The 26,041-nt window shown below is 63.9% G+C and carries 25 protein-coding genes and 4 tRNA genes; 11 read left to right on the forward strand and 18 right to left on the reverse strand.

Going from position 1 to position 26,041, the window contains the following annotated elements; translation table 11 throughout:
- Positions 1–84: 84 nt before the first annotated feature.
- Entirely contained in the window at positions 85–936 is an 852-nt protein-coding gene (gene gloB, locus NCS67_RS08810; RefSeq protein ID WP_250434948.1) for a hydroxyacylglutathione hydrolase, read from the reverse strand.
- 18 nt (positions 937–954) lie between these two features.
- Between gloB and NCS67_RS08815 the strand changes: the two genes are divergently transcribed.
- From NCS67_RS08815 to NCS67_RS08830, 4 genes are all read left to right on the forward strand, one after another.
- A complete protein-coding gene (locus NCS67_RS08815) occupies positions 955–1,788 on the forward strand; it encodes a class I SAM-dependent methyltransferase (RefSeq protein WP_008342053.1) in 834 nt (277 codons plus the stop codon).
- Positions 1,788–2,249 (forward strand): ribonuclease HI, encoded by a 462-nt coding sequence (rnhA, locus tag NCS67_RS08820; protein WP_008342054.1) that lies wholly within the window; start codon positions 1,788–1,790, stop codon positions 2,247–2,249. Before NCS67_RS08815 ends, rnhA begins: the two co-directional genes overlap by 1 nt.
- A gap of 19 nt (positions 2,250–2,268) precedes the next feature.
- Positions 2,269–3,006: a DNA polymerase III subunit epsilon gene (dnaQ, locus tag NCS67_RS08825; RefSeq protein ID WP_250434949.1), complete on the forward strand. Its 738-nt coding sequence runs from the start codon at positions 2,269–2,271 to the stop codon at positions 3,004–3,006.
- 69 nt (positions 3,007–3,075) lie between these two features.
- Positions 3,076–3,150 (forward strand) — tRNA-Val (locus NCS67_RS08830).
- A 93-nt stretch (positions 3,151–3,243) separates the two neighbouring features.
- Here the strand turns inward: NCS67_RS08830 and NCS67_RS08835 are convergent.
- The 3 genes from NCS67_RS08835 to NCS67_RS08845 all read right to left on the reverse strand — a co-directional run bounded on the left by NCS67_RS08835 (position 3,244) and on the right by NCS67_RS08845 (position 5,882).
- Positions 3,244–3,717 (reverse strand): DUF2214 family protein, encoded by a 474-nt coding sequence (locus NCS67_RS08835; protein ID WP_250434950.1) that lies wholly within the window; start codon positions 3,715–3,717, stop codon positions 3,244–3,246.
- A gap of 51 nt (positions 3,718–3,768) precedes the next feature.
- Positions 3,769–4,596 (reverse strand): hypothetical protein, encoded by an 828-nt coding sequence (locus NCS67_RS08840; RefSeq protein WP_008342060.1) that lies wholly within the window; start codon positions 4,594–4,596, stop codon positions 3,769–3,771.
- Positions 4,597–4,817: 221 nt separating this feature from the next.
- Complete coding sequence (locus tag NCS67_RS08845; RefSeq protein WP_008342061.1) at positions 4,818–5,882, reverse strand: glycosyltransferase family 4 protein; 1,065 nt, start codon at positions 5,880–5,882, stop codon at positions 4,818–4,820.
- Between the two features lie 833 nt (positions 5,883–6,715).
- Between NCS67_RS08845 and NCS67_RS08850 the strand changes: the two genes are divergently transcribed.
- Positions 6,716–8,596, forward strand: coding sequence for an ABC transporter ATP-binding protein (locus NCS67_RS08850; RefSeq protein WP_235366332.1), 1,881 nt, complete (start codon positions 6,716–6,718; stop codon positions 8,594–8,596).
- Between the two features lie 49 nt (positions 8,597–8,645).
- Here the strand turns inward: NCS67_RS08850 and otsA are convergent, their stop codons facing one another.
- Both otsA and otsB read right to left on the reverse strand, forming a co-directional pair.
- The gene (gene otsA / locus NCS67_RS08855; protein ID WP_008342063.1) at positions 8,646–10,025 is read right to left on the reverse strand and encodes an alpha,alpha-trehalose-phosphate synthase (UDP-forming); all 1,380 of its coding nucleotides are present in this window, start codon (positions 10,023–10,025) and stop codon (positions 8,646–8,648) included.
- Positions 10,022–10,774 (reverse strand): trehalose-phosphatase, encoded by a 753-nt coding sequence (gene otsB / locus NCS67_RS08860; RefSeq protein WP_008342064.1) that lies wholly within the window; start codon positions 10,772–10,774, stop codon positions 10,022–10,024. Before otsB ends, otsA begins: the two co-directional genes overlap by 4 nt.
- A 264-nt stretch (positions 10,775–11,038) precedes the next feature.
- On the opposite strand from otsB, the gene NCS67_RS08865 reads away from it, so the two are divergent.
- Positions 11,039–11,653: an SCO family protein gene (locus NCS67_RS08865; RefSeq protein ID WP_175980488.1), complete on the forward strand. Its 615-nt coding sequence runs from the start codon at positions 11,039–11,041 to the stop codon at positions 11,651–11,653.
- A 2-nt stretch (positions 11,654–11,655) separates the two neighbouring features.
- Positions 11,656–12,522, forward strand: a complete 867-nt coding sequence (locus tag NCS67_RS08870) for a cytochrome c oxidase assembly protein (protein WP_250434951.1) — start codon at positions 11,656–11,658, stop codon at positions 12,520–12,522.
- On the opposite strand, the gene NCS67_RS08875 is transcribed toward NCS67_RS08870, so the two are convergent.
- The 6 genes from NCS67_RS08875 to uvrC all read right to left on the reverse strand — a co-directional run bounded on the left by NCS67_RS08875 (position 12,517) and on the right by uvrC (position 16,412).
- A complete protein-coding gene (locus tag NCS67_RS08875) occupies positions 12,517–13,011 on the reverse strand; it encodes a GNAT family N-acetyltransferase (protein WP_008342069.1) in 495 nt (164 codons plus the stop codon). The genes NCS67_RS08870 and NCS67_RS08875 overlap by 6 nt on opposite strands.
- Positions 13,012–13,125: 114 nt before the next feature.
- Positions 13,126–13,199, reverse strand: a tRNA-Cys gene (locus NCS67_RS08880).
- A 77-nt stretch (positions 13,200–13,276) separates the two neighbouring features.
- Positions 13,277–13,352 (reverse strand) — tRNA-Gly (locus tag NCS67_RS08885).
- Between the two features lie 87 nt (positions 13,353–13,439).
- Positions 13,440–13,515, reverse strand: a tRNA-Gly gene (locus tag NCS67_RS08890).
- A gap of 154 nt (positions 13,516–13,669) precedes the next feature.
- The gene (gene pgsA / locus NCS67_RS08895; RefSeq protein WP_008342071.1) at positions 13,670–14,266 is read right to left on the reverse strand and encodes a CDP-diacylglycerol--glycerol-3-phosphate 3-phosphatidyltransferase; all 597 of its coding nucleotides are present in this window, start codon (positions 14,264–14,266) and stop codon (positions 13,670–13,672) included.
- Between the two features lie 109 nt (positions 14,267–14,375).
- A complete protein-coding gene (gene uvrC, locus NCS67_RS08900) occupies positions 14,376–16,412 on the reverse strand; it encodes an excinuclease ABC subunit UvrC (protein WP_008342073.1) in 2,037 nt (678 codons plus the stop codon).
- Between the two features lie 101 nt (positions 16,413–16,513).
- On the opposite strand from uvrC, the gene earP reads away from it, so the two are divergent.
- The 4 genes from earP to NCS67_RS08920 all read left to right on the forward strand — a co-directional run bounded on the left by earP (position 16,514) and on the right by NCS67_RS08920 (position 20,670).
- Positions 16,514–17,671, forward strand: a complete 1,158-nt coding sequence (gene earP / locus NCS67_RS08905) for an elongation factor P maturation arginine rhamnosyltransferase EarP (protein ID WP_250434952.1) — start codon at positions 16,514–16,516, stop codon at positions 17,669–17,671.
- Positions 17,672–17,938: 267 nt separating this feature from the next.
- Positions 17,939–18,496: an elongation factor P gene (efp, locus tag NCS67_RS08910; RefSeq protein WP_008342076.1), complete on the forward strand. Its 558-nt coding sequence runs from the start codon at positions 17,939–17,941 to the stop codon at positions 18,494–18,496.
- 265 nt (positions 18,497–18,761) lie between these two features.
- The gene (locus NCS67_RS08915; protein ID WP_250434994.1) at positions 18,762–19,112 is read left to right on the forward strand and encodes a BON domain-containing protein; all 351 of its coding nucleotides are present in this window, start codon (positions 18,762–18,764) and stop codon (positions 19,110–19,112) included.
- A gap of 160 nt (positions 19,113–19,272) precedes the next feature.
- Positions 19,273–20,670 carry a sigma-54-dependent transcriptional regulator gene (locus NCS67_RS08920; protein ID WP_008342079.1) on the forward strand — a complete coding sequence of 466 codons (1,398 nt, stop codon included), beginning with the start codon at positions 19,273–19,275 and terminating at the stop codon, positions 20,668–20,670.
- A gap of 47 nt (positions 20,671–20,717) precedes the next feature.
- Here NCS67_RS08920 and nagZ read toward each other — a convergent pair whose 3' ends face one another.
- The 6 genes from nagZ to rnc are packed head-to-tail and all read right to left on the reverse strand — an operon-like array spanning position 20,718 to position 25,939.
- Positions 20,718–21,746 (reverse strand): beta-N-acetylhexosaminidase, encoded by a 1,029-nt coding sequence (gene nagZ / locus NCS67_RS08925; RefSeq protein WP_008342081.1) that lies wholly within the window; start codon positions 21,744–21,746, stop codon positions 20,718–20,720.
- 37 nt (positions 21,747–21,783) lie between these two features.
- Complete coding sequence (gene acpS / locus NCS67_RS08930; protein ID WP_250434953.1) at positions 21,784–22,200, reverse strand: holo-ACP synthase; 417 nt, start codon at positions 22,198–22,200, stop codon at positions 21,784–21,786.
- A gap of 11 nt (positions 22,201–22,211) precedes the next feature.
- Positions 22,212–22,985: a pyridoxine 5'-phosphate synthase gene (pdxJ, locus tag NCS67_RS08935; RefSeq protein ID WP_175980375.1), complete on the reverse strand. Its 774-nt coding sequence runs from the start codon at positions 22,983–22,985 to the stop codon at positions 22,212–22,214.
- A complete protein-coding gene (gene recO / locus NCS67_RS08940) occupies positions 22,982–23,863 on the reverse strand; it encodes a DNA repair protein RecO (RefSeq protein WP_250434955.1) in 882 nt (293 codons plus the stop codon). The genes pdxJ and recO overlap by 4 nt, the downstream gene beginning before the upstream one ends.
- A 3-nt stretch (positions 23,864–23,866) precedes the next feature.
- Positions 23,867–24,766: a GTPase Era gene (era, locus tag NCS67_RS08945; protein WP_008342088.1), complete on the reverse strand. Its 900-nt coding sequence runs from the start codon at positions 24,764–24,766 to the stop codon at positions 23,867–23,869.
- A 60-nt stretch (positions 24,767–24,826) separates the two neighbouring features.
- Positions 24,827–25,939 (reverse strand): ribonuclease III, encoded by a 1,113-nt coding sequence (gene rnc / locus NCS67_RS08950; RefSeq protein WP_033537089.1) that lies wholly within the window; start codon positions 25,937–25,939, stop codon positions 24,827–24,829.
- Positions 25,940–26,041 lie beyond the last annotated feature (102 nt).

The raw sequence follows: 26,041 nt of genomic DNA on the forward strand, positions 1-26,041 counted from the left end.
GAATGCGCGCAAAACCCCTGCAAAATCCTGCATCTAACGTCGATTCCAACGTTTCGGTTGAAGTTAGCCCCAAATAGGTTCGGGTTAGCGGAACTTATCCTTCCAGCCGCGCATCATTCGAAACGCTTCGAGCCGGTCCGAAACGGGCGCGCCGAATTGCGACGCAAGCGTTGCGTGGATCGCCGGGACGTCCGCACGCAGGAACGGATTCACCGTTTTTTCGTGGCCGATGGTCGTCGGCAAAGTCGGCTTGCCGGCGGCGCGCAACGCCTGCGCGTCCTCGCTCCAGCGCAGCAGCGCGGTGTTGTCCGGCTCGCACGCGCGTGCGAACTTGATGTTCGACAGCGTGTACTCGTGCGCGCAGTGAACCTGGGTGTTGTCCGGCAGCGCGGCGAGCGCGTCGAGCGAACTGAGCATCTGCTGCGGCGTGCCTTCGAAAAGACGGCCGCAGCCGCTCGCGAAAAGCGTGTCGCCGCAGAAAAGATGCGGCGTGCCGTTCGGATCGCCCGCCTGGAAATAGGCGATGTGTCCGGCCGTGTGACCCGGCACGTCGATCACGGAGAGTTCGAGCGCCGGCTTGTCGATGCGCACCCTGTCGCCGCCGGTGACGCGCTGCGTCAGATGCTCGATGCGCTCGCCAGCCGGGCCGTAGACGGAAATCCCACCCTCTGCCGTTCGGCTATCGATGAGTGCTTTCACGCCGCCGACGTGGTCGTGGTGATGGTGCGTGAGTAAAATAGCGGTCAGCCGCCAACCACGTTTGGCCAGATAGGCCTCGACGGGCGCGGCGTCGCCGGGGTCGATCACGACCGCATCGCGCGAGTCCGACACGAGCCAGATGTAGTTGTCCTCGAATGCCGGGACCGGCACGTATTCGAGTGCATCGAGTGCATCCTGGGCAGGCGATTTCTTGGCAAGCGAATTCATGGCGATCATCTATGCGGCAATCCGAACATGTCTGACCGATCGATTATAGACTGGCCCACCTGGACGAGCTCGGCGCCCGGGCGCTACGTGCTCGAATGGGAGCAGGCGCAGCTCGATCACGTCGTGTCCGACATCTTCGGCTATCACGCGCTGCAGCTCGGCATGCCGCAGCTCGACGCGCTGCGCGAAAATCGCATGACCGGGCGCGCGCTCGTGCTCGACGCCGAAAGCGCATCGAGCGCACCGTACACGCCGCCGCGCGCGACGACGCCCGGCGTGAGCGCGCTTCCCGCGGCGAGCGCGCCCGACGGCCGCAGCACCGTGTGGTGCGATCTGCTCGACCTGCCTTTCGAAGCGCAGAGCGTCGATTTGCTCGTGCTGCCGCACACACTCGAATTCTCGCCCGATCCGCACCGCCTGCTGCGCGAAGCCGAGCGCGTGCTGGTGCCCGAAGGCCAGTTGATCATCCTCGGCTTCAATTCGCTGAGTTTGTGGGGCGCGCGGCAGTCGCTCGGCAAGGTCGCGGGACGGCCGTTCGTGCCATCGGCGCACGAGATGATCGCGTTCACGCGCATCAAGGACTGGATCAAGCTGCTCGGATTCGACCTTGAACGCGGGCGCTTCGGCTGCTATCGTCCGCCGCTTGTCACGGACAAATGGCTGCAACGCTATCAATTCATGGAAGCCGCCGGCGATCGCTGGTGGCCCATCTTCGGCGCGGCGTACATGATCACGGCGGTCAAACGCGTGCGCGGCATGCGCGTCATCGGTCCGCGCAAGCTCAAAAAACCCGCGCTCGCGCCTGGCCTCGCTCCGGTCGCCGCTCCGCACACGCGCAACGAGACTCGCAAAGAGCATTGATGACTCAAGAATCCGCATCGAACAAGGTAATCGACATCTACACGGACGGCGCCTGCAAAGGCAATCCGGGACCCGGCGGCTGGGGCGCGCTGCTGCGTTTCGGCTCGCTGGAGAAGGAGCTGTTCGGCGGCGAAGCCGCGACCACCAACAACCGCATGGAACTGATGGCCGTGATCTCCGCGCTCGAGGCGTTGAAACGTCCGTGTCACGCGATCATCCACACCGATTCGCAATACGTGCAGAAAGGCATCAGCGAATGGATTCACGGCTGGAAGAAAAAGAACTGGATGACGGCCGCGAAGACGCCCGTCAAGAACGCCGATCTATGGAAACGCCTCGACGAACTCGTCGCGCGGCATGAGATCGAATGGCGCTGGGTCAAGGGCCACGCCGGACATCCCGAAAACGAACGCGCCGATGCGCTCGCCAATCGCGGCGTGACATCGCTTGCGGACAACTGAACGAAACGCACGCCAACTTATGCGCCAACTGATACTGGACACCGAAACCACCGGCCTGAACGCGAGGACGGGCGACCGGATCATTGAAATCGGCTGCGTCGAGCTGGTCAACCGCCGGCTGACGGGCAACAACCTGCACCTCTACGTGAACCCGGAGCGCGACAGCGATCCCGGCGCGCTCGCCGTGCACGGCCTCACCACCGAATTCCTGAGCGACAAGCCGAAGTTCGCGGAGATCGCCGCGCAACTTCGCGACTTCATCGCGGGCGCGGAGTTGATCATCCACAACGCGCCCTTCGACGTCGGCTTTCTCGATATGGAATTCGCGCTGCTCGGGCTGCCGAAAATCGCCGAGACGTGCGCGGGCGTGATCGACTCGCTCGCGCAAGCCAAGCAGATGTTCCCCGGCAAGCGCAACTCGCTGGATGCGCTGTGCGATCGTTTCGGCATCAGCAACGCGCATCGCACGCTGCATGGCGCGCTGCTCGACTCGGAGCTGCTCGCCGAGGTCTATCTCGCGATGACGCGCGGCCAGGAAAGCCTCGTGATCGACATGCTCGGCGATCAGCCCGCGTCGGGCTCCGTTTCGACGTCGCGCATCGCGTTCGACGATCTCGATCTGCCGGTTATCGCCGCGAGCGCCGACGAACTCGCCGCGCACGAAGCCCTGCTGAACGATCTCGACAAGGCGATGAAAGGCACGAGCGTCTGGCGCACGGAACCGGCTCCCGCCGAAGGAGAAGCCGTTCCTGCGTAATTTTTTCGAATTTGCTTAACGAAGCACTAGACGAAACCAAAAACGCCTGACATAATCTCGTCTCTCTTCGGGTGGTTAGCTCAGCGGTAGAGCACTGCCTTCACACGGCAGGGGTCACTGGTTCGATCCCAGTACTACCCACCAGAATTCTGGTGTTGGTAAAGACAAGCACCGAAGATCAAAAGGCCCAAGTCTCACGACTTGGGCCTTTTTCATTTTCAGCCGGTGAAACGGGCATCACGACGCCCACACGCCGCGCGCCATGCCGCTCGCGGCGATCACCATCAACATGACGAGTCCGGCTTCGAGATCGCTCAGCCATGCGAAGCGTCGCGCCCGCGTGAGATCGATCGGCCCGCCCTGCGCGAGCGCGATGCGCCAGCGGATCAGCGTGAGCATCGGTGAGACTTCGATCAGCAAAATCACGACGAGCGCCGTCATCTTCAGATGGAAAAGCGGCTCGTGCAGATAGAACGCGCCGCCCTTTTCGAATCCGCCGAACGCGCGCGTCACGCCCGTGACGATCAGCACGATCGCCGTGACGCCCCACACGGAATCCGAACGAAAGACGTCACGCAGGCGCAGTTCGTTCGCCTGAATGGATTCCGCGGGATCGAGACGCCGCAACGCGCGGGCGCGCGCGAGCACCGAGCCGAGCGCGAAACCGAAAGCAAGAAGATGAAGCGCGGCCAGCAACCAACGTATCAGCATCCTTTCCTCCCTGAAGAGACAGGAACGACGTGTACGGCAATTTCGGCTAGATCAGACCTGACGCAGCGTCGCATCGAGCGCGCGCGCCGCGTTGCGGTCGCCTTCGCTCGCGAGCGGCGCGCGGAACACGGTGGTGCGATTGTGCCCGGCCGCGGCCGGCGAGTCCCACAACAATTCGACTTTCGGCCGGCGCGCGAACAGGCCGTGCCGCACTTCCCCGCTCGCGCGGATAGCAGGCGCGGCGGGCTCGGTCGCCGGCGCGAGCATGCTCGTCGACGGCGACGTCTCCGCCGGCTCCGGCCATTTCACCGACAGCTCGCGCGCGTCGTACTGGCCGAGCTTGCGGCTTTCCGCCCATACGACGGCGGTACGCGTGACGGGATCGAGCGAGAGCGCATAGCGCCCGATCGCGAAGCGCCGCGCCGCGATATTCGTGCGCCAGAGCGCGCGCGGACGGCAGATCCACATGACGATGGCATAAAGCGCCGGCCCGACGAGCAGCCAGCCGTTGGTCTCGGCGAGCGCCTGCGTGAAGCGCCGCCATCCGGAACTCCAGACGAACGCGCCGACGGAAAACATCGCGAAGCCGAAAGCCAGCAGCGCAATGAAGCGCAACGCCTGCCGCAGCCATTGCGGCAGCGGATGCAGCGGCCGCTCCGTGCGCGCCTTCGCGCCCGGCAGCACGATCAGAAGAAAGATCAGGACGAGGTTCACGCACGCCCACGGCGACGACGTCATCGCGCGCAGCGAGGACAGATAGCCCATCTCGGACATCGAGAACGCCCAGCGCGCCGCGAGCACCAGCCCGATGGCGCGCAATGCGAACACAGTGCCGGCGCCCGGCGCCGGGTTCGCGCTGATTTGCTTGGGTCTCGCCAAAAGAAACGCTCCTGTCCACGTGCGATGCATGCCGCTCCGCGCATCGCGAAGCCCGGTCATTATAGGGAGATTACGGATGTCGTCAGAGGTTTCACATCCGCAGCGCGGTCTGTCGCGCGAAAGGCATGCCTGAATGTGCTATTACGACAACGCCCCGCGTGCCTTGAGGCACGCGGGGCGTCGTTTTTCAACTCATGCCGCGGCGAAGCGGCAAGACTTGCTTAGCTCGCGTTGACTTCGCGCAGAACCGTGCGGCGCTTCTGGCGCAGCAGTTCTTCATACACGTTGACGTAGTTCGCGGCCATGACCTTCGACGAGAAACGCTGCTCGAACGCGGCGCGAACCTTTTCGCGGGGCAGTTGATCCAGGCGCTTCACGGCGGCAATCGCCGAAAGTTCATCTTCGACGACGAAGCCCGACACGCCGTTCTCGATCACTTCCGGCACCGAGCCGCGGTTGAACGCGATCACCGGCGTACCGCAGGCCATTGCTTCGATCATCACGAGGCCGAAGGGCTCCGGCCAGTCGATCGGGAACAGCAGCGCGTGGGCGTTGCCGAGGAACTCGGTCTTCTCCGCTTCGCTGATTTCGCCGATGTACTCGACGTGCGGCAGCGCGAAGAGCGGCTTGATCTCTTCTTCGTAGTAGGCGCGGTCGGCCTTGTCGAGCTTCGCCGCGATCTTGATCTTCATGCCCGCCGCCTGCGCGATGCGGATCGCGCGGTCGACGCGCTTTTCCGGCGAGATGCGGCCGAGGAACGCGAGATAGCCGGGCTTGACGTTCGGGATCGGCTTCAACAGGTTTTCCGGCAGACCGTGATACACCGTCGAGAGCCAGTGCGCCTGCGGCAGCGGCTGACGCTGGTTGTCCGAGATCGAGATGACCGGCACGTCGTTGAACGTGTTGAAGATCGGCTGCAGTTCGGGCAGATCGAGACGGCCGTGCATCGTCGTCAGGAACGGCACCGGCTGGCGCGCGAACAGCGAGAACGGGTAATAGTCGATGTGGAAATGCAGCACGTCGAACTCGTCGGCGCGGCGGCGGACTTCTTCGAGCAGCAGCATATGCGGCGCCATCGTGTCGCGGATCGTCGGGTCGAGGCGCAGCGCCTGCGGCCAGAACGCCTCGAGCTTCGCGGACGTCTGCGAATCGCCGCTCGCGAAGAGCGTGACGTCGTGTCCAGCATCCACGAGTGCCTCGGTCAGATAAGACACCACGCGTTCCGTGCCGCCATACAGCTTCGGCGGAACAGCCTCGTGGAGGGGCGCGATTTGAGCGATTCGCATGTCGTGAAACTCCTAATAAAGAATCAGGCAAGTACTGCTGTCATGTTGACGTTGGAAAGCGAATCGCTCGGCTCGGGCGAAGCTTTCCGCGGCGCGGCGGCCGCGGCGCAAAGGCTGATGCTCGAGTGAAAAAGCGGGGTCGCTGATCACCGGTTCGTCGCGCAGGCGATTCGATCTAGCAATTGCGGTTCCATATCTCAAAATCGCCGCGCGCCAGCAATTAACGCGTATCTGCTGCGGCGGTTGACGCGAACTTGCAAAAACCTGTCGATGGCCTAAGGGCAAACCCGGATCGGATTATGGAGTTTTTTCCAGAGCGGCGCCGGCAGTCATTTCAACTTATTTACCTTGTTACAAGGGGGATACACTTTGCAAACCACTGTTTATTAAGGTTGTTCTACATTTGAGCACGGGCTTTGACGATGCCCGGGCGGCAGCACGCACTCCGCGCCGTCTGACCCGCTGCGTAGGCCGGATTGCGGCATCGGTTCCGTTATCGGGCGCGACACGTGCTTTTGTGTTCGCTGGCGCGATTGGCGCAGATCCTTCAGACGAGCGTTCCATCGCAAAAAGTCGTGCAATGTGCTTACAATGCGCGCCCATGCCGTCAGCCGCGCTCGGCGGCCGAAAGGCTGAGGCGACGCCCGATTTTTGCCGTGGATGATGTTCGGATGGCCACACGCGCCGAGCGTCACATGCCCGAAGTCGCGATGCCGCAGCGCGATACTGGCTACAATCCAGTGATGGAGACGGCGCAGCGTCGCCTCGCTTGACGTCAGTCGCGCCGGATCGGGCGACGCATCGCATGCCGGCAGTCGCATCTCGTACCGCGCATGGCACTGCCCGAAGGCGCAACACACGCTCAACCGCTCTACGACCAAAAAAGACCATTGGACCAACTCACCGTTTCCCAGCGTAACGCGCACAACGCGAAGCTTTCGAGCTACGCGCATCGGCCGCTCGCGTTCCTGATGCGCTACATCCGCCGTCACCCCGTCGCGCATGCCATCGTGCTCTTCAGCGTGTTCGCCGCGGTGGGTTGCGCCCTCGCCTCGCAGTACGCGATCAAGCATCTGATCGACGTCCTCGGACAAGGCCGCGGGCATCCCGGCCCGCTGTGGGGCGCGTTCATGATCCTGGTCGGGCTGATCGCCGCCGACAACCTGCTGTGGCGGGTCGGCGGCTGGGTCGGCGCGCACGTCTTCGTGATCGTTACCGGCGACTTGCGCAAGGACCTCTTCTCGTATCTGTCCGGCCACTCGCCGACGTACTTCTCCGAGAAGCAGCCAGGCATGCTCGCGAGCCGGATCACGGCGACGTCGAACGCGATCTACACCTCCGAGAACGTGATGGCGTGGAACGTCCTGCCGCCGTGCATCGCGGTGCTGGGCGCGATCGTGATGATCGTCTCCGTCAATCCGCTGATGGCGGCCGGTCTCATGACCGCATCGCTGATCCTCGCGCTGATCCTGTACCGGCTCGCGAAGCGCGGCTCGGCGCGGCATCACAGTTTCGCGTCGAAGGCGGCGTCGGTGGATGGCGAGCTCGTCGACGTGATCGGCAACATGGCGCTCGTGCGCGCGTTCGGCATGACGTTCCGCGAGCAGAAGCGTTTCGGCTCGACCGTCAAGGCCGAAATGGTCGCGCGTCAGCAGAGTCTGCTGTACCTCGAAAAGCTGCGCCTGTTCCACGCGGTCGTCACGGCGATCCTTTCCGCAGGCCTGCTCGGCTGGGCGCTGTGGCTGTGGTCGCAAGGCCGCGCGACGTCGGGCGATATCGTGCTCGTCAGCTCGCTCGGTTTCACGATCCTGCACGGCACGCGCGACTTGGCCGTGGCGCTCGTCGATGTGACGCAACACGTCGCGCGTCTCGCCGAAGCCGTACAGACGCTGCTGGAGCCGCACGGCATGCCGGACCGCTCGGACGCGACGGAACTCGTGCCGCAAGGCGGGCGCGTCGATTTCGAGGGCGTGACGTTCGCCTATCCGCGCCGCCGTCCGATTCTCGACAATTTTTATCTGCATATCGAGCCGGGACAGCGCGTCGGGCTGATCGGCAAGTCGGGCGCGGGCAAATCGACCGTGCTCGCGCTGCTGCAACGCTTCTACGAGCCGCAAAAGGGCAGCATCAAGATCGACGGCCAGGATATCAGCGCGATCACGCAGGACAGCCTGCGCCACGCGATCGCGCTCGTGCCGCAGGATATTTCGCTGTTCCATCGCACCGTGTTCGAGAACATCGCGTACGGACGTCCGGATGCGAGCCGCGAGGAAGTGCTCGCCGCCGCCCGCGAGGCGCGCTGCACGGACTTCATCGAGGCGATGCCGGAAGGATTCGACACGATCGTCGGCGACCGCGGCGTGAAGCTGTCGGGCGGTCAACGTCAGCGCATCGCGATCGCGCGCGCGATTCTGAAGAACGCGCCGATTCTGCTGCTCGACGAAGCGACGTCGGCGCTCGACAGCGCATCGGAAGAAGCGATTCAGCAGGCGCTCGACCGGCTGATGGTCGGCCGCACCGTGATCGCGATCGCGCACCGTCTGTCGACGCTGCAGAATTTCGACCGCATCATCGTGATGAGCGCGGGCAAGGTCATCGACGACGGCCCGCCGCAAGAATTGCGCGAGCGGCCGGGGCTGTATCGCGAGTTGCTGGCGAAGCAGCACGGCAAGGTGCCGTCGATCGTCGCGACGCCGCACAAGCAGCCGGCGTAAGCGTCATCAAGCAAAAAGGCCGCGTTTTCCGCAAGGAACGCGGCCTTTTTCACGTCTTGAGGTCGCGCAGAAAGTTGTCGCGCCACACCGAGACATTGTTGTCGCGCAATTGCGCCATCATCTCTTCGTAGCGCGCTTTTCGCTCGTTCAAAGGCATGCTGAGCGCGATGGCGAGTGCATCGGCCATGCCATCGATATCGAGCGGATTGACGATGAGCGCGGCCGTCAGCTCGCGCGCCGCGCCCGCGAATTGCGACAGCACGAGCACGCCGGGATCGTCCGGATTCTGCGCCGACACATATTCCTTCGCGACGAGATTCATGCCGTCGCGCAACGGCGTGACGAGACCCACGTGCGCCTCGCGGAACAGCGCGGCGAGCACCGGCCGCTCGTACTGACGATGGATATAGCGAATCGGCGTCCAGTCGAGTTCGGCGTATCGGCCGTTGATGCGGCCCGATTCCGCTTCGAGCTGCAAGCGGATGTCGCGATAGGCATCGACATCGGAGCGGGTCGGCGGCGCGATCTGCAGGAACGACACGTTGTTGCGCTGCTGCGGATCGTGTTCGATCAGCCGCTCGAACGCGCGAAAACGCTCGACGAGCCCTTTCGAATAATCGAGACGATCGACGCTCATCACGAGCTTGCGATGATGCAGCGTCGACTTGACGATTTCCACGTCGCGTCCGCGCTCGCCGTCTTTCGCGAGCGCGGCGATTTCATCCGGATAGACGCCGATCGGATACGCCGCCGCACGCAGCGTCTGACCGAACGCGCGAATCGCGACCGGCTTCGCGCCGTCGCGCTGCAACGCGCCGCCCGCTTCTGTTTCGATGTAATCGCAGAACGCGCGCAGGTCCGGCTCCGTCTGAAAACCGAGCAAATCGAACGCGCACAGCGCCTCGACCAGTTCGCGATGACGCGGCACGCTCAACAGAATCTGCGACGCCGGAAACGGAATGTGCAGAAAGAAGCCGATGCGATTCTTCACGCCCAATGCGCGCAGCGCCTGCGCGAACGGAATCAGGTGATAGTCGTGCACCCAGATCACGTCGTCGGGCTTGAGCAGCGGCGCGAGCTGCGCCGCGAGCCAGCGATTCACGCGGCAATAGCCGTCGTATTCGTGCCGGTCGAACTCGATCAGGTCCGGCCGATAGTGAAACGCGGGCCAGAGCGTCGCATTCGAGAAGCCGCGATAGTACTGGTCGTAATCGCGCCGCACGAGTCCTATGGTCGCGAACGTCACCGGTCCGTGCTCTTCGAGCTTGATGTCGTCAGGTGCGGACGTGAGCACGTCCCCGCTCCAGCCGAACCACATGCCGCCGGTTTCCTTGAGCGCGTCGTAGACGCCGACCGCAAGCCCGCCCGCCGCGGGCCCGCCTTCGGAAATCGGCGCGACGCGATTCGAAACGATGATCAGCCGGCTCACGCGTGCTTCCCCGCCGTGCCCGCGATTACTTGCAGCCAGTCGAGCAGCAACTCGACCGATTCGATGCGCGCGCGCGCAACCGTATCGCCGGGGCCGACCTTGATCGACAGGCCATCGAACTCGTTCACGACCGCGAAACCTTTTTCATCGGTGAGATCGTCGCCGATAAACACCGGCTTGCGCCCCGTGAACGGCGGCTCGCCCATGTACGCGCGCACCGCGCGGCCCTTGTCGACGTCCTTCGGCTTGATCTCGTAGACCATCTTGCCCGGCTGCAGCACGTAGGCATCGGCATATTCCGCGACGAGCTTTTGCGTCGCCGCGCGCGCCGCCGGCTCGCGGTCGGGCGCATTGCGGTAATGCAGCGCGAGCGCCGCGCCCTTGATTTCGAGCAGCATGCCCGGATTCGCGCTGACGACTTTCTCGAGCGCGTGCTCCATGCGCAGGAGCCGCTCGTCGTTGAAGCCGATGCGCTGCACATCGCCGTTCGAATCGCGCCGTTCCGCGCCGTGCATGCCCGCGACGGGCAGATCGTCCATCTGCAGGAACGAATCGATATTGTCGATGCCGCGCCCCGATACGACCGCGACCGCGCCGTTGGTCGCGCGTCTCAACGCGGCGAGGATGTCGGGCACCGAGCGCGGCACGAAGATGCCATCGGGCGTCGAGGCGAGTTCGACGAGCGTGCCGTCGAAATCGAAGAAAAAGGCGGTCTCGGCAAGAGACAGGGAATCGGGAAGAATTTGCATCGATCTTTGGCCTGTGGTTTGCCTGTGATGTGGCGCGCGGTCCGTTTTGGACGACGCAATGCGTGCGAATCTTACCGCGCGAATGCTTTCAATTCAGAAAGCTCCGAACTTTCAGCTTTCGACGTGCGGCCTTTCAGCGCGCTTGAACCATGCGGCAAATCGTCTCAAAAATAGTCCGATAGCGACATGATGCGCTGGAGACGCGTGAAAGGCGTGTATTTTGCGACGAAGTTCAAATCGAATCATCCTGCAACGCCATTCCCGATGCACGCTTCGTTCCTCGAATTTCCCGCGCGGCGCCTCGTCGCCCTTCTCTCGCTGTGCGCCCTCGCCGCCTGTTCGAAGCCCGCCGAGCCGTGGCATCTGACGGATGTATCGGGCCATCTGCCGGATCTCGATTTCTCGCTCATCGACGATGGCGGCGCGAGCGTCACCGGACGATCCTTCGCCGGGAAGACGACGCTCGTCTACTTCGGCTACACGCATTGCCCCGATGTCTGCCCGGAAACGATGGCGCGCCTGATGCAAGTGCTGCAACGCGTTGGGCCGGATGCGGACGAGACGCGCATCGTCTTCGTTTCGGTCGACCCGGCGCGCGACACGCCCGCGCTTTTGCGCTCCTACGTGCGCGCCTTCGACGACAAACACGCGGTCGGCCTGACCGGCACGGATCGCGCGATCGAGAAAGTCGCGCAGCGTTATCGCGTCGCGTATCAGATGGAAAAGCGCGATCCGGACGGCGCGTATGAAGTCACGCACAGTTCGGCCGTCTATATCTTCGATGCCGCCGGTCACGCGCGCCTGCTCGCGACCGATCACGATTCGATCGACGCCATCGCGGCCGATCTGAAGCGCGTGATCCACGCAAAGGACGCCTGACGATGAGCACGCTGCTTTACTGGCTCGATCCGTGGGAGCCGTCGCCGACGGTCGTGATCGCGGTGCTCGTCGCGGGGATTCTGTTCGCGCGCGGGGCGCGGCATGCGCGCGTGTCGGTGTCGCGGCGCATCGCGTTCTGGTTCGGCCTCGTCGCGCTTTACGTGGCGCTGCACACGCGGCTCGATTACTTCTTCGAGCACGAATTCTTCATGCATCGATTGCAGCATCTCGTGCTGCATCATCTCGGTCCGTTTCTGATCGCGCTGTCGTATCCGGGCGCGGCGCTGCGTGCGGGCATTCCGTTCGGATGGCGGCAGCGCTGGTTGCGTCCGGCCGCGCAAACGCGCATTGCGCGCGTCTTTTGCGATGTCGTGTTCAATCCCGTGATCGCCGTCGCGCTGTTCGTCGGGCTGATCTATTTCTGGCTGCTGTCGCCGATCCACTTCAAGGCGATGCTCGATTACCGGCTCTATCGCGTAATGAACTGGAGCATGGTGATCGACGGCCTGTTGTTCTGGTGGCTCATTCTCGACCCGCGGCCCGCGCCGCCCGCGCGCCTCGCGCCCGGCAGACGGATTCTCGTCGTGATCGCCGCGATTCCGCCGCAGATCATTCTCGGCGCGTACATCTTCTTCACGCCGCACGAGCTGTATCCGATCTATTCGATTTGCGGCCGCGCGTTCACCTGGATCACGCCGATGCGCGATCAGCAGATCGGCGGCCTGTTGCTGTGGATTCCCGGATCGATGATGAGCGTGATCGGCGCGCTGATTGCGCTGCGTCACTGGCTGCGGCTGTCGGCGCGCTCGCGGCTCATCAAGGAACGCAGCGTCGCGATCGCGGCGCCCGTCAACGTCAGCGCGTCATGAAGGAAAACCAGGACGGCGCATCCAGACGTGCGGAATGCCGTCTTCGTCATGCACACCCGACGACGGCACGAAGCCGAACGCGCCGTAGAAGCGCTGCAAGTGCGCCTGTGCGTGAAGGCTGACCGGCTGATCGGGCCATTGCTTCAGGATCTGCTCGAGCGCGCGTTCGAGCATCGCGTTGCCGAGCTTCAGGCCGCGAAACTTCGCGGTCGTCAGCACGCGGCCGATGCGCACGTCCTTCTCGCCCTCGTCCGGATGACCCGGCAACAGCACGCGCAGATAACCCGCGAGCGCCGGGCGCTTCTCGCCTTCGCCATATGCGAGAAGATGCCACGCGTCGACATCGAGGCCGTCGATATCGCCATACACGCAATTCTGCTCGACGACGAACACGGCGCTACGGGCCGCGAGCATGTCGTAGACCTCGGTCGTCGACAGATCGTCGAAGCGCTTCCAGCGCCATTCGAGTTGGGAGAGTGAGTCGGTCATTGGAGTAGGTGTGGCAGAAACGTTGCAATTATGCCGTGCCGCCACGGGACGCAGAATCGGTGGCTACCGGCGTTCCGAAAAAGAAAAAGCCCTGACGGATCAGGGCTTTTCAAGTGGAGGCGCGGACCGGAGTCGAACCGGTCTAAACGGCTTTGCAGGCCGCTGCATAACCGCTTTGCTACCGCGCCACAAGCGGTTCTGGTGCCACCGGCAATTGACCGGCTGAGCCACCAAACAAAAAGGGAAGCTTGGCTTCCCCTTTGACTGGAGCGGGAGACGAGTCTCGAACTCGCGACCTCAACCTTGGCAAGGTTGCGCTCTACCAACTGAGCTACTCCCGCAATATCCTGCGATACAACTACTGCCGGTACTGCTGCCGCGTTGCGCTTTGCCAATTCAGCGCCGACGACCTCAGAACCTTCAAAATCTGGAGCGGGAGACGAGTCTCGAACTCGCGACCTCAACCTTGGCAAGGTTGCGCTCTACCAACTGAGCTACTCCCGCGTGTTACTGCTTTCTTTTACTCTTGCTTCGCTTGCTGCGTCGCGTCGTGCATCAGAGAAACGAGATTATGTAGAAGCCAAAGAAGGCTGTCAACTGTTTTGTGAGAGGATTTTTTCGCTTCGACGCAATTTTTGCAATGAGCGCCTTTTCCGCCTCAAAGCATGCCGCCGCGCTCGCGAATCTGCGGCCACGCGAGCTTCATGTAGTAGAGCATCGACCAGACGGTGAGGAACGCGGCGACGTAGATGAGCCACAGGCCCCACACGCGCGTGTCGATGATCCATTGCGTGCCGGCGATCTTCAGCGGCCCGTAGAACAGCAGCATCGGGATCGCGACCATCTGGCACACGGTCTTGAACTTGCCGAGCTGATTCACCGCGACGCTCTTCGATGCGCCGATCTGCGCCATCCATTCGCGCAGCGCGGAAATCGTGATTTCCCGTCCAACGATGATGAGCGCGATCACCGCATTGAGCCGCGACAGTTGCACGAGCACGAGCAGCGCGGCGGTGACCATCAGCTTGTCGGCAACGGGATCGAGGAACGCGCCGAACGACGACGTCTGATTGAGCTTGCGCGCGAGAAAGCCGTCGAACCAATCGGTGAGTGCGGCGAGCACGAAGATGACCATCCCGAGCAGGTTGCGATGCTCCGGGCTCATCATCATGTCCGGCAGATAGAACACGCCCACGACGAGCGGAATCAGCACGATTCGCAGCCACGTCAGGAAGATCGGTAGATTGAACGGCATGGGCGAAAGCGGTTGAGGGACATGTAAGGAAGCCGCCATTGTGCCGCGTCGATCCGGCGCTCACAAGGCGGCGCACCGCTGTGGCGCGCCGCGCGGCCGGCTTTGCGGCTCAATGCAACTGACGATAAATCTGCTGCGCGAGCGCGAGCGAAATGCCTTCGACGCTCGCCAGGTCCTCGACGCTCGCCGCCTGCACGCCGCGCAATCCGCCAAAACGCGACAGGAGCCGCTGACGCCGTTTCGCGCCGACGCCTTCCAGTTCCTCCAGCCGCGAAGTCTGGCGCGCCTTTGCCCGCTTCGCGCGCATCCCGGTGATGGCGAAGCGGTGCGCCTCGTCGCGGATCTGCGCGACGAGCATCAGCGCCGCGCTTTCCTTGCCGAGTTCGAGCGCGGCGCGGCCGTCGGCGAACACGAGCGTCTCCAGGCCGACCTTGCGCCCTTCTCCTTTCGCTACGCCTACCAGCATGCCGTGATCCAGACCGAGCTCGGAGAACACCTGCCGCGCGATTTCCACCTGGCCCTTGCCGCCGTCGATCAGCACGATGTTCGGCAGCGTGCCGCCCGCCGCGACCGGTTCGGCGCCATCGGGCGTGACGTTGGGATCGGCGGCGTCGTCGGGTTGCAGGGTCGCGGCTTCATCGTTGGCGTTCGCGGCGGCCTGCGCGACCATCTTCTCGTATCGGCGCGTGAGCACCTGCCGCATCGCGGCGTAATCGTCGCCCGGCGTGATGCCGGTGATGTTGTAGCGCCGGTATTCGCCCGACTGCATCTTGTGATGGTGATACACGACGCACGATGCCTGCGTCGCCTCGCCCATCGTATGGCTGATGTCGAAGCACTCGATGCGCAGTTGCGCGAGATCGTCCATCTCCATGGACAGCGTGTCCGCGAGCGCGCGCGTGCGCGCCTGCTGCGAACCCTGTTCCGACAATAGGCGCGCGAGTGCGAGCTTGGCGTTGTTCTCGGCCATCGAGAGCCACGCGCGCTTTTGCCCTTGCGGCTGACGCAGCAGCGTGACCTTGTGCCCCGCCTGCTCGATCAGCAGATCGACGAGCTCGCGGCTCGACGGCGCATGACTCACGACGAGCACCGGCGGCACGCGATTGCCGATGTAATGCTGCGCCATGAAGGCTTCCAGCACTTCGGATTCCAGCGAGCTTTCGCGTGGCTCTTCGGACTCGGTTTCGGTTTCCGTTTCGGTGGGCGCATCTACCGTTTCGTTGGCATCCGCAAGCTCGTCTTCGTCGCCGAGCGCCATCGCGCTTTCGACGTGCGCCGGGAAATACGCCTTGTCGCCCAGATGCCGGCCGCCGCGCACCATCGCGAGATTCACGCATACCTTGCCCCCGAGCGCGACGACCGCGAGGATATCGACATCGCTCTCGCCACCGACTTCGATCGCCTGCTGATGCAGCACGGTCGACAGCGAGCTCATCTGATTGCGCACCGCCGCGGCCTGTTCGAACTTGAGATCCGCGGCAAACGCGTGCATCTTCTGCTCGAGCTCCTTCATCACCTCGCCCTGACGCCCGAGCAAAAAGCGCGACGCATTCGACACGTCGCGCGCGTAATCCTCTTCGTTGATCAAGCCGGTGCACGGCGCGGTGCAGCGCCCGATCTGATGCAGCAAACACGGCCGCGTGCGGTTGTTGAACACCGAGTCCTCGCAGGTGCGCAACTGGAAGACGCGCTGCAGGATCTGGATGCTCTCGCGCACCGCCCACGCGCTCGGAAACGGGCCGAAATACTGGTTCTTCTTGTCGACCGCGCCGCGGTAATACGCCATGCGCGGAAACTTGTGGCCGGTGAGCTTGAGAAACGGATACGACTTGTCGTCGCGAAAAAGGATGTTGTAGCGCGGCGCGAGCGCCTTGATCAGATTGTTTTCGAGCAGCAGCGCTTCGGCTTCCGAGCGCGTGACGGTCGTCTCGATCTTGCGGATGCGCGTGACCATCATCGCGATGCGCGGCGAATGCAGCGTCTTCGTGAAGTAGCTCGACACGCGTTTCTTCAGATTGCGCGCCTTGCCGACGTAGAGCACGTTGCCGTCGCCGTCGTAGTAGCGGTACACGCCGGGCAGATGCGGCAATTGCGCGAGCGTCGTTTTCGGGTCGAAATCCGGTTGGAGGGCGTCGGTGTCAGTCATGCAGCAAGGGGACGAAAGGCATCGGCACGACGGTGAGCCGTGCCTGGAGCGTTATCTTAGAATCGCCAGTTTAGAACATTAAACCGCGCGCCTTCGTCCTCATGACTACGCTTGCCGCCAATCAGGAACTCGCCTGCGACATCTTCTGCGCGGTCGTCGACAATTTCGGCGACATCGGCGTGTGCTGGCGTCTCGCGCGGCAGTTGCACGCGGAGCACGGCTGGCGCGTGCGTCTTTTCGTCGACGATCTGACGGTCTTTCACGCGCTCTGCCCCGACGTCGATGCGACGCTGCCGCGCCAGGAGGCGATGGGCATCGCGATCGAGCACTGGCGCGAGCCTGCGCATGCGGGCGACACGCTTGCCATCGCCGATGTCGTGATCGAGGCGTTCGCGTGCGAATTGCCGCATGCGTACATCGCCGCGATGGCACGCCGCGATCCGAAGCCGGTCTGGATCAATCTCGAATATCTGAGCGGCGAGGATTGGGTCGCCGATTTCCACATGCGCCCGTCGCCGCATCCGCGCTATCCGCTCGACAAGAGCTTCTTCTTTCCCGGGCTCGGCAAGGGCACGGGCGGCGTGCTGAAGGAACGCGATCTCGACGCGCGCCGCGAGCGCTACGATGCGAACGCGTGGTGGCGCGAGCGCGTCGGGATCGAGCGGCCGGGCGGCGAACATACGGTCGTGTCGCTGTTCGCATATGAGAATCCGGCTGTCGACGCGCTCCTCGCGCAATGGCGCGACGGCGATGCGCCCGTCGTGCTGCTCGTTCCCGAAGGCCGCATCTCGGGCGCGGTCGCACGCTTTTTCGACGTGCCGAACTTCATCGCCGGCACGACGGCGCGCGCCGGCGCGCTGGAGGCGCACGCGCTCGGCTTCGTCGAGCAAACGCGTTTCGACGAACTGCTCTGGGCCGCCGACATCAACTTCGTGCGCGGCGAGGATTCGTTCGTGCGCGCGCAATGGGCGATGAAGCCCTTCGTCTGGCACATCTACCCGCAAGCCGACGACGCCCATCTGCCCAAGCTCGACGCCGCGCTCGCGCATTACACGCGCACGCTCGATCCGTCCGCGCGCGAGGCGGCCGCACGCTTCTGGCACGCGTGGAATGGCGTGGGCGTTCCCGACTGGGCGGACTTTTGGGCGCATCGGCGAGAATGGGAGCGCCGCGCCGTGAAGTGGGCGAAGGAACTCGCGGGCATCGGCGATCTGGCCGGCAATCTCGCCGCGCATGTGGCCTCGCGAATCAGCAGATGAAACTCGCGCTGACGCGTTTCAGGAGCGCCAATCGACTGGCCAAACAAGCAAAAAGTCAGTTAAAATAAGCGGTTATCCGAGGAAGCAAGGCGCAGTTCGTCCAGTTTTGCGCCGCGAAGATCAAGCCATTTGCTCAAGCCGTTCGCGGCAGATCCCTCGTTAGCCCGAACACTCGCACGGCGGCGGCATAAAACCGAGGCACCGCCGCCGCCGGATCGATTCATTTCAGGCATTCAAGCCAAATCCATTCGTACAGGACCCAGTTTTATGAAGACCGCACAAGAACTCCGCGTCGGCAACGTCGTCATGATCGGCAACGATGCCATGGTCGTGCAGCGCGCCGAGTACAACAAGTCGGGCCGCAACGCCGCGGTCGTGAAGATGAAGTTCAAGAACCTGCTGACAGCAGCGGGCATGGAAACCGTCTACAAGGCTGACGACAAGTTCGACGTCGTCGTGCTCGATCGCAAGGAAGTGACGTACTCGTACTTCGCCGATCCGATGTACGTCTTCATGGACGCCGACTACAACCAGTTCGAAGTCGAAGCCGAAATGATGGGCGACGCGCTCAACTACCTCGAAGACGGCATGGCGTGCGAAGTCGTGTTCTACAACGAAAAGGCCATCTCGGTCGAACTGCCGACCACGCTGGTTCGGGAGATCGTCTACACGGAACCGGCCGTCAAGGGCGATACGTCGTCGGGCAAGGTGCTGAAGACCGCCAAGCTGAACACCGGCTTCGAACTGCAAGTGCCGCTCTTCTGCAACATCGGCGACAAGATCGAAATCGACACCCGCACGAATGAATATCGCAGCCGCGCGTAAGCCTTACACCGCTGCGTCGTAAGCCGAACGGCCGGTGCAGCGCACCGCCCGATCGGTCCAAAAAAGCGCCCCATCGCGGGCGCTTTTTCTTTTGCATGAATTTTTTGACAATTTCAGGCAAACTTTACCGGTCGCGCCCCGACACGCTCCACCGCCGATTCCCCCAGCCGCCCGCGCTGGCCCCGCGTGCGCGACGCACATCGGAAAAATTAACTGCCTGGCACGGTTTCTGCTCGGTCAACCAGATCAAGATTTCCAAGCCGACATGCAAAGCACGCCTTTCATCCGGAGCAGGTTTCTGATCGTCGCGGCGCTCGCATTGCCCGCCTTTGCTCTCATCGCCGGCTGCAAGTCGGGTCCGGCAACATCGGCGAATGCGAACACCGGCGGCGAAATCGCAACCGACGACGCTGCGCTCGCCGCTCGCGTGAAAGCCGCGCTCGCCGCCGATCCGCAGTTGAAGCCATTGCCGGTGAGCGTCGCGACGTATCGCGGCGTCGTGCAGTTGTCGGGATACGCAGATTCGGAGGTGCAGATTCAGAAAGCGCTGGCCGTGGCGCGCAGTGTCCCGGGCGTGCAGTCGGTCAGCAACGAACTGCATCTCAGACCGCAATGACGCGCTTGCAGCACAACGATGCCGAACGAGTAACGCAGGACAAAAAACCGCAGCGGGGTACGCGCCGAACGCCGGAAAGCGGCGCGGTATTCCGCCCACGACACGCCCGATCCCATGCGGAAACGGCGCATTACAGTCCACTTTGATACGTTGGTCCGCCATGCCACACGCACTGATTGTCGAAGACGATCCCAATAGCCTCTCCGGCCTGTCCGCGATCCTCACGGCAGACGGCTTTTCCGTCGATACCGCGACGACGCTCGCCGAGGCGCGCTCCGCGCTGACCCGCTTCATCCCCGATGTCGTGCTGATCGACCTGAATCTGCCGGACGGCAGCGGTCTCGACTTGTTGCCGAGCCTGCCCTCGCAACCGCCCGATGGCGCGCTGCCGGTCATCGTGATGACAGGGAATGCGACGGTGGAAAGCGCGATCGAAGGCTTGCGACACGGCATCTGGGACTATCTGCTGAAGCCCGTGAACATCCCGCGCTTGCGCAGCTTGCTTGCGCGCATTCCGCGGCCGTACGAGCTCACCGAGGAAGTCCAGTCGCTGCGAACGACGCTGCGCGATCTCGGCCATTTCGGCGACATGATCGGCCGCAGCGCAGCGATGCAGCACGTCTACGATCTGATCGAGCACACCGCGCCGACCGAAGCCGCTGTGCTGATCTGCGGCGATCCGGGCACGGGCAAGAAGATCGCGGCGCGCACGATCCATCAATTGAGCCGCCGTCGCAAAGGCCCGTTCGTCACGTTCGATTGTTCCGCGAGCCGCCAGGCGCCCGACGGCACGCAGCGCTCGATGGAAAGCATTCTCTTCGGCCATGAGCGCAACGCCTTCGCGGGCGCCGAGAACCGCGAGCCGGGTCTGCTCGAACAGGCGGGCGGCGGCACGCTGTTCCTCGACCAGATCGATCTGCTGCCCGCCGCGCAACAGGAAGCGCTCCTGCGCGCGCTCGATTCGCAGACGTTCATGCGCGTCGGCGGCAGCAATCGAATCATGACGGACTTCCGCCTGATCGCCGCGTCCCGCACGCCGATGCGCGAAGCCGTCGCGAGCGGCGCGATGCGCGAGGATCTGTTTCAGCGTCTGTCGGCGTCGTCGATCATGCTGCCGCCGCTCGCCGATCGCGACGACGACATCGCGCTGATCGCCGAAACGCTCGTCGACGAATTAAACCGCGAGAATCACATCGCCGGGATCACGAGCGGCTCGCCGAAGCGTATCAGCCCGGCGTTTATCCGCGAGTGCATCGCGACCGAATGGCCCGGCAATGTGCGCGAGTTGCGTGAGCGCGTGCGGCGCGCGTATCATGCGTCGGGCGAGACGATCGAGACATTGCGCGTCGATGAGCCGGGCGGCCTCGGCGGTCGCGGTCTCAACGGCAGCAGCGTGCAGGTGACGGTCGGCACCGCGCTCGCGGACGTCGAGGACATGCTGATTCGCGCGACGCTCGAAGCGGTCGGTGGCACGCGTCACCGCGCGGCGACGCTGCTCGGCATCAGCCCGAAGACGCTCTACAACAAGCTGCAGCGGATGAAGCTGGAATCGTCCTGATTTCACCTGCCACAAAAAAACGCCACGAGATCCGTGGCGTTTTTCGTTTACCCGAGCATCTCTTTGACGAGCGCGCGCGCCGCCTGATATTCGGCCTGCGCCTGCAGCTTGCTCCAGCGCAGCGCCTTGCCGCGCGGACGCATCTGCTTGAGACGCTGCGCCGACGCCTTCGGCGGCGTATAGCGCAACTGCTCCAGCACCTTGCCCGCCTCTTCCGGCTGATTGCAGATCAGCGCCATGTCGCAGCCCGCCGTGAGCGCGGCCGTCGCGGCCTCGGTGAGCGTGCCGCCCGCGCGCGCGGCTTCCATCGACAGATCGTCGCTGAAGATCGCCCCGTTGAAGCCGAGCCTGCCGCGCAGGATGTCCTGCAGCCAGATGCGCGAGAATCCCGCCGGTTTGTCGTCGACCTTCGTGTAAATCACATGCGCCGGAATCACCGACGCCAGCGACATGCCGAGCCAGTCGTACGGGCGCACATCGGCGGCGAGGATTTCGTCGAGCGTGCGATCGTCGGTCGGCAGCGCGACGTGCGAATCGGCTTCGGCGAAACCGTGACCCGGAAAATGCTTGCCGCAGTTCGCCATGCCCGCGAGCGCGAGGCCGTGATTCAGGCTCTTCGCGAGCATTGTCACGACGCGCGGATCGGCGTGAAAGGCGCGATCGCCGACCACTTTCGACTGTCCGTAGTTCAGATCGAGCACGGGCGTGAAGCTCATGTCGATGCCGCACGCGCGCAACTCCGACGCGAGCACGTAGCCGAACGCGGTCGCCGCCTTCGTCGCGGCGAGCACGTCCTTGTCCCACAGCTCGCCGAGCTTGCCCGGCGCGGGCAGCACGGTGAAGCCGTCGGTGCGAAAACGCTGCACGCGGCCACCTTCGTGATCGACGGCGATGAGGATGTCATCGCGTACCGCGCGGATCGCATCGGTCAGCGCGACGAGTTGCGCGCGGTCGGTGAAATGCCGCGCGAAGAGAATGATGCCGCCCGTCATCGGATGCGTGATGCGTTCGATATCCGCGTCGGAGAGCGTCGTGCCGGCGACGTCGAACATGACGGGGCCGGGAGTGCGTTTCATCGGATTCAATTGGCTTTTAGTCTTGGTTGGATTGAATTCAGGATTGGCCGGGCGCGCTGTCGGTCACTTCCGCGATCACGAACGACACCGCGTAATCGCGCTCGTCGCTGACCGTGACTTTCGCCGTGATGCCGCGTTGCTCGAGCCATTGCGCGAGTTCGCCGGAGGCCGCGATCATCGGCTTGCCGCTCGGCTCGTTGAGCGTCTGCAGCGCGCGCCACGTCATCGGCCAGCGCATGCCGAGGCCGATCGCCTTCGAGAACGCTTCCTTGGCCGAAAAGCGCGTCGCGAGAAACGCGAGACCGCGCACTTCCGAACGCGCGTTGCGCGCGTGGTAGACGCGCAGTTCATCGGGGCCGAGCACCTTTTCGGCGAAGCGGCCCTTGGTGCGTCTCATGACCGCCGCGACGCGGCTCACCTGCACGACATCCGTGCCAATGCCGTAGATCGTCATGATGTGCCCGCTCAGCGCGCGTTGGCCGACGCGAGACGCGACGCGACCATGATCGCCTTCATCTCGCGCACGGCGTTGTCCCAGCCCGCGAAGATCGAATGCGCGACGATCGCATGTCCGATGTTCAGCTCGACGATGCCCGGCAGCGCCGCGATCGCCTGCACGTTGGTGTAGTGCAGGCCGTGGCCCGCGTTCACCTTCAGCCCGAGCGCGTTGCCGACATCGACGCTCGCCGCGACGCGCTCGAATTCGCGTTGCTGTTCGGCTTCGTCGTGCGCTTCGGCATATCGGCCCGTGTGCAGTTCGATGACGGGCGCGCCCGCCTCTTTCGCGGCGCGAATCTGCGTCTCGTCAGGATCGATGAAAAGCGACACGCGCGCGCCCGCGTCGGCGAGTTGCCTGCACGCGGCCTTGACCTCTTCGAAGCGGCCGGCGACATCGAGGCCGCCTTCAGTCGTCACTTCCTGACGCTTTTCCGGCACGAGACAGACGTCGTGCGGCTTGATCTCGCACGCGATGTCGAGCATCTCGCGCGTCACCGCGCATTCGAGGTTCATGCGCGTTTTGAGGAGCGGACGCAGCGTGCGCACATCGGCATCGACGATATGACGGCGATCCTCGCGCAGATGCAGCGTGATGGCGTCCGCGCCCGCTTCCTCGGCGGCGAGCGCCGCGCGGATCGGATCGGGATACGACGTGCCGCGCGCGTTGCGCAACGTGGCGACGTGATCGATGTTCACGCCCAGATCGATCACATTCGCAGGCGATGTGAGAAAGAAGCTCATAGTTTTTGCAGGTCGATCAATATCTGACGGGTGGCGAGCGGCGTGCCGCCCAGGTAGTGATTCAGCAGAAAGCGCATCAGCGTCTTGCTCTGCGCGGCGGTCTGCGGATTCGTGTAGTCGTCGCGCTCCATGTCGATGAGCGTTTGCCCCGAAATCATCGGCCATTGCGCCGGAAGATCGTCCGACGCCTCGCGCACGCCGCGGTCTGGATCGAAGACATAGCGGGCGTCGGCGAGGACCGGCTGGCGTGTCACCGTGCGCACGAGATTCATCGCGTAGCCGGTTTCGCGCAGCAGCACGCATTCGAATGAACGCAACACCTGAGCGGCGGGTTCGTCGTGCGCGAGGCGCGAGAGCGTCAGCACGTAATGGTTGAAGAGCGCCGGATGCGCGTCCTCGCGGGCGCAGAACTTCACCAGCAATTCATTGACGTAGAAGCCGCATAGCAACGCGTCGCCGGCGAGCGGCAACATGCCGCCGACCCATTCGGCGGTCGTCAGCGTGCGGACTTCGCCCTTGCCGGTCCACGAAAGTCCCAGCGGCTGAAACGTCTGCAATACGCCGCGCAGCGCGGAATGCGGACGCTTCGCGCCCTTCGCGACGAGCGCGACGCGCCCGTGATCGCGCGAGAACACGTCGATGATCAGACTCGTCTCGCGATACGGATAACTATGCAGCACGAATCCCGGCTGCTCGGCGACGCGAAAATCCGAACGCGGCTTTCTCGGCGCAGACTCGGCATCGGATGTCGATGACGGCGCCGCGCGCCGCCGCTTTGGCACGGCGCGCGCGGCCGGGCGCTCTTCCGCGTCGAAATCGTCGTCGGGACGATCATCGGCGGGCGGAATCATCCGGGCGTCGTTCGGGCCGTCGTCCATGCATCACTCGTAGCCGTACGCGCGCAGGCCCGCTTCGTTGTCCGCCCAGCCGCTCTTCACCTTGACGAAGGTTTCGAGATACACGGGACCGTCGAAGAGCTTCTCCATGTCGAGCCGCGCCTCGGTGCTGATCTGCTTCAGCTTCGCGCCCTTCTGGCCGATGATCATCGCCTTGTGCATGTCGCGATCGACGAGAATCGTCGCGAACACGCGGCGCAGACGCCCTTCGGTCTCGAACTTGTCGATGAGCACCGTGCTCGTGTACGGCAGTTCGTCGCCGGTCCAGCGGAACACCTTCTCGCGCAGGATTTCGGCGGCGAGGAAGCGTTCGCTGCGATCGGTCAGATCGTCCTCGCCGTAGATCGGCTCGCCTTCCGGCAGATACGGCTTCACGACCGACAAGAGGCGCTTGATGTCGTCGACGTTTTTCGCCGACAGCGGCACGATCTCGCGGAAGTCCCGCAAGGCCGACATCTGCTGCATGAAGGGAAAGAGCGAACTCTTGTCGCCGACGCGATCCAGCTTGTTTGCGATCAGCAAAGTCGGCGTGCCGGTCGGGATCAGATCGAGCACCTTCTGGTCGTCCGGACCGAAGCGGCCCGCTTCGATCACGAAGAGAATCGCATCGACGGACGTGAGCGTCGACGTCACCGCGCGGTTCAGCGAGCGATTCAGCGCGCCGCTGTGACGTGTCTGGAAACCGGGCGTGTCGACGAAAATGTACTGCGCGTCGTCGAACGTGTTGATGCCGGTGATGCGGTGGCGCGTCGTCTGCGCCTTGCGCGAGGTGATGCTCACCTTCTGGCCGACGAGCGCGTTCATCAGCGTCGACTTGCCGACGTTGGGACGGCCGACGATCGCGACCATGCCGCAGCGGAAACCGGAAGAAGTAGGAGCGTTCATAGATGTGTGCGGCAAGAAGTCGTTGGGGCGCGGGGGCGCGATGTGCGCTCGATGCGCGCGTCAGTGACCGGCGTCGGCGGCGCGCACGACGCGGCCCGCGGGCGCATCCGCGGCGGCGCTGTTGCGCGTGCCGGCGTCGTCGTCGCGTTCGTCGGACGGCGCGGGCTTGTCCGCATTCGCGCTGCGTTCGGACGTTTGCGTCGCATCGCTTTTCGCCGCTTTCTCCGGCCGGTGAATGACGGCGCGTTCGGGCTTGTCGGCGGCTGCGTAAGCGCCCGCCGACGGCTCGACGTGCGTCGCGCGAATCACGGCGAGCGGCGCGGTGGCCGGGCGTTCCTGCGGCGCCTGCTGCGTGCCGTGCGGTGCATGTTGACGCTCGCGACGATCGGGCGACCGCAGATCGAGCGCCGCCTGAATGCCGGTGACGCCGGGCACCACTTCGGGCTCGACCTGCTTCGCCGCGCGCGCGCCCTTGCGCTTCGGCTTCATGCCGAGCGTCGGTGCAGCGGCCATCACTTCGTCGAGCGCCTTCTTCGCGGCAGCCTGCTCGGCGGCGCGGCGGCTCGCGCCGGAACCGGACACTTTCACGTCGAGTTTCGGCACCGTGCATTCGACTTCGAACTGCTGATTGTGCGCGGCGCCGTGCGTTGCGATAACGGTGTAAGTCGGCAACGCGATCTTGTGGCCCTGGAGATATTCCTGCAGAAGCGTCTTCGCATCCTTGCCGATGGTGCGCGGATCGATGTGATCGAGCACCGGCGTGTACAGCCGCTTGATGACTGTGAAGGCGGCGTCGAAACCGCCGTCGAGGAAGATGGCGCCGAAGATTGCTTCGAGCGTGTCGGCGAGAATCGACGGACGGCGAAAGCCGCCGCTGCGCAATTCGCCTTCGCCGAGCCGCAGGCCTTCGGACACGTTCAACGCCTGCGCGATTTCGTAAAGCGACTGCTGTTTGACCAGATTCGCGCGCACGCGCGACAGGTCGCCTTCGTCGAGTTTGCTGAATCGTTGGAACAAAAGCGCGGCCACCACGCAATTTAGAACGGAATCGCCGAGAAATTCGAGCCGTTCATTGTGCGTGGCGCTGTGACTGCGGTGGGTCATCGCCTGGCGCAGCAATTCCGCATTGCGAAATTCGTACCGCAGCCGGCTTTCCAACGGAGAAGATGGCATGGAGAGAGTATAACGCGGGCGCGCGGGCGGACGATTCCGCCGGACCGCGCCGGAAAACGCGTGGCGAGACGGTGTTAGCCGCGCTTCTTCACGCCGTTTCGA

Origin of the sequence: Caballeronia sp. ATUFL_F2_KS9A, assembly GCF_023630765.1 — a bacterium.
Classification (GTDB): Bacteria; Pseudomonadota; Gammaproteobacteria; order Burkholderiales; family Burkholderiaceae; genus Caballeronia; species Caballeronia zhejiangensis.

Coding starts and splice junctions, on each gene's coding strand:
- gloB (WP_250434948.1), bottom strand. CDS start 936: ATGATCGCCATGAATTCGCTTGCCAAGAAATCGCCTGCCCAGGATGCA.
- NCS67_RS08815 (WP_008342053.1), top strand. CDS start 955: ATGTCTGACCGATCGATTATAGACTGGCCCACCTGGACGAGCTCGGCG.
- rnhA (WP_008342054.1), top strand. CDS start 1,788: ATGACTCAAGAATCCGCATCGAACAAGGTAATCGACATCTACACGGAC.
- dnaQ (WP_250434949.1), top strand. CDS start 2,269: ATGCGCCAACTGATACTGGACACCGAAACCACCGGCCTGAACGCGAGG.
- NCS67_RS08835 (WP_250434950.1), bottom strand. CDS start 3,717: ATGCTGATACGTTGGTTGCTGGCCGCGCTTCATCTTCTTGCTTTCGGT.
- NCS67_RS08845 (WP_008342061.1), bottom strand. CDS start 5,882: ATGCGAATCGCTCAAATCGCGCCCCTCCACGAGGCTGTTCCGCCGAAG.
- NCS67_RS08850 (WP_235366332.1), top strand. CDS start 6,716: ATGGCACTGCCCGAAGGCGCAACACACGCTCAACCGCTCTACGACCAA.
- otsB (WP_008342064.1), bottom strand. CDS start 10,774: ATGCAAATTCTTCCCGATTCCCTGTCTCTTGCCGAGACCGCCTTTTTC.
- NCS67_RS08865 (WP_175980488.1), top strand. CDS start 11,039: ATGCACGCTTCGTTCCTCGAATTTCCCGCGCGGCGCCTCGTCGCCCTT.
- NCS67_RS08870 (WP_250434951.1), top strand. CDS start 11,656: ATGAGCACGCTGCTTTACTGGCTCGATCCGTGGGAGCCGTCGCCGACG.
- NCS67_RS08875 (WP_008342069.1), bottom strand. CDS start 13,011: ATGACCGACTCACTCTCCCAACTCGAATGGCGCTGGAAGCGCTTCGAC.
- pgsA (WP_008342071.1), bottom strand. CDS start 14,266: ATGCCGTTCAATCTACCGATCTTCCTGACGTGGCTGCGAATCGTGCTG.
- uvrC (WP_008342073.1), bottom strand. CDS start 16,412: ATGACTGACACCGACGCCCTCCAACCGGATTTCGACCCGAAAACGACG.
- earP (WP_250434952.1), top strand. CDS start 16,514: ATGACTACGCTTGCCGCCAATCAGGAACTCGCCTGCGACATCTTCTGC.
- efp (WP_008342076.1), top strand. CDS start 17,939: ATGAAGACCGCACAAGAACTCCGCGTCGGCAACGTCGTCATGATCGGC.
- NCS67_RS08915 (WP_250434994.1), top strand. CDS start 18,762: ATGCAAAGCACGCCTTTCATCCGGAGCAGGTTTCTGATCGTCGCGGCG.
- NCS67_RS08920 (WP_008342079.1), top strand. CDS start 19,273: ATGCCACACGCACTGATTGTCGAAGACGATCCCAATAGCCTCTCCGGC.
- nagZ (WP_008342081.1), bottom strand. CDS start 21,746: ATGAAACGCACTCCCGGCCCCGTCATGTTCGACGTCGCCGGCACGACG.
- acpS (WP_250434953.1), bottom strand. CDS start 22,200: ATGACGATCTACGGCATTGGCACGGATGTCGTGCAGGTGAGCCGCGTC.
- pdxJ (WP_175980375.1), bottom strand. CDS start 22,985: ATGAGCTTCTTTCTCACATCGCCTGCGAATGTGATCGATCTGGGCGTG.
- recO (WP_250434955.1), bottom strand. CDS start 23,863: ATGGACGACGGCCCGAACGACGCCCGGATGATTCCGCCCGCCGATGAT.
- era (WP_008342088.1), bottom strand. CDS start 24,766: ATGAACGCTCCTACTTCTTCCGGTTTCCGCTGCGGCATGGTCGCGATC.
- rnc (WP_033537089.1), bottom strand. CDS start 25,939: ATGCCATCTTCTCCGTTGGAAAGCCGGCTGCGGTACGAATTTCGCAAT.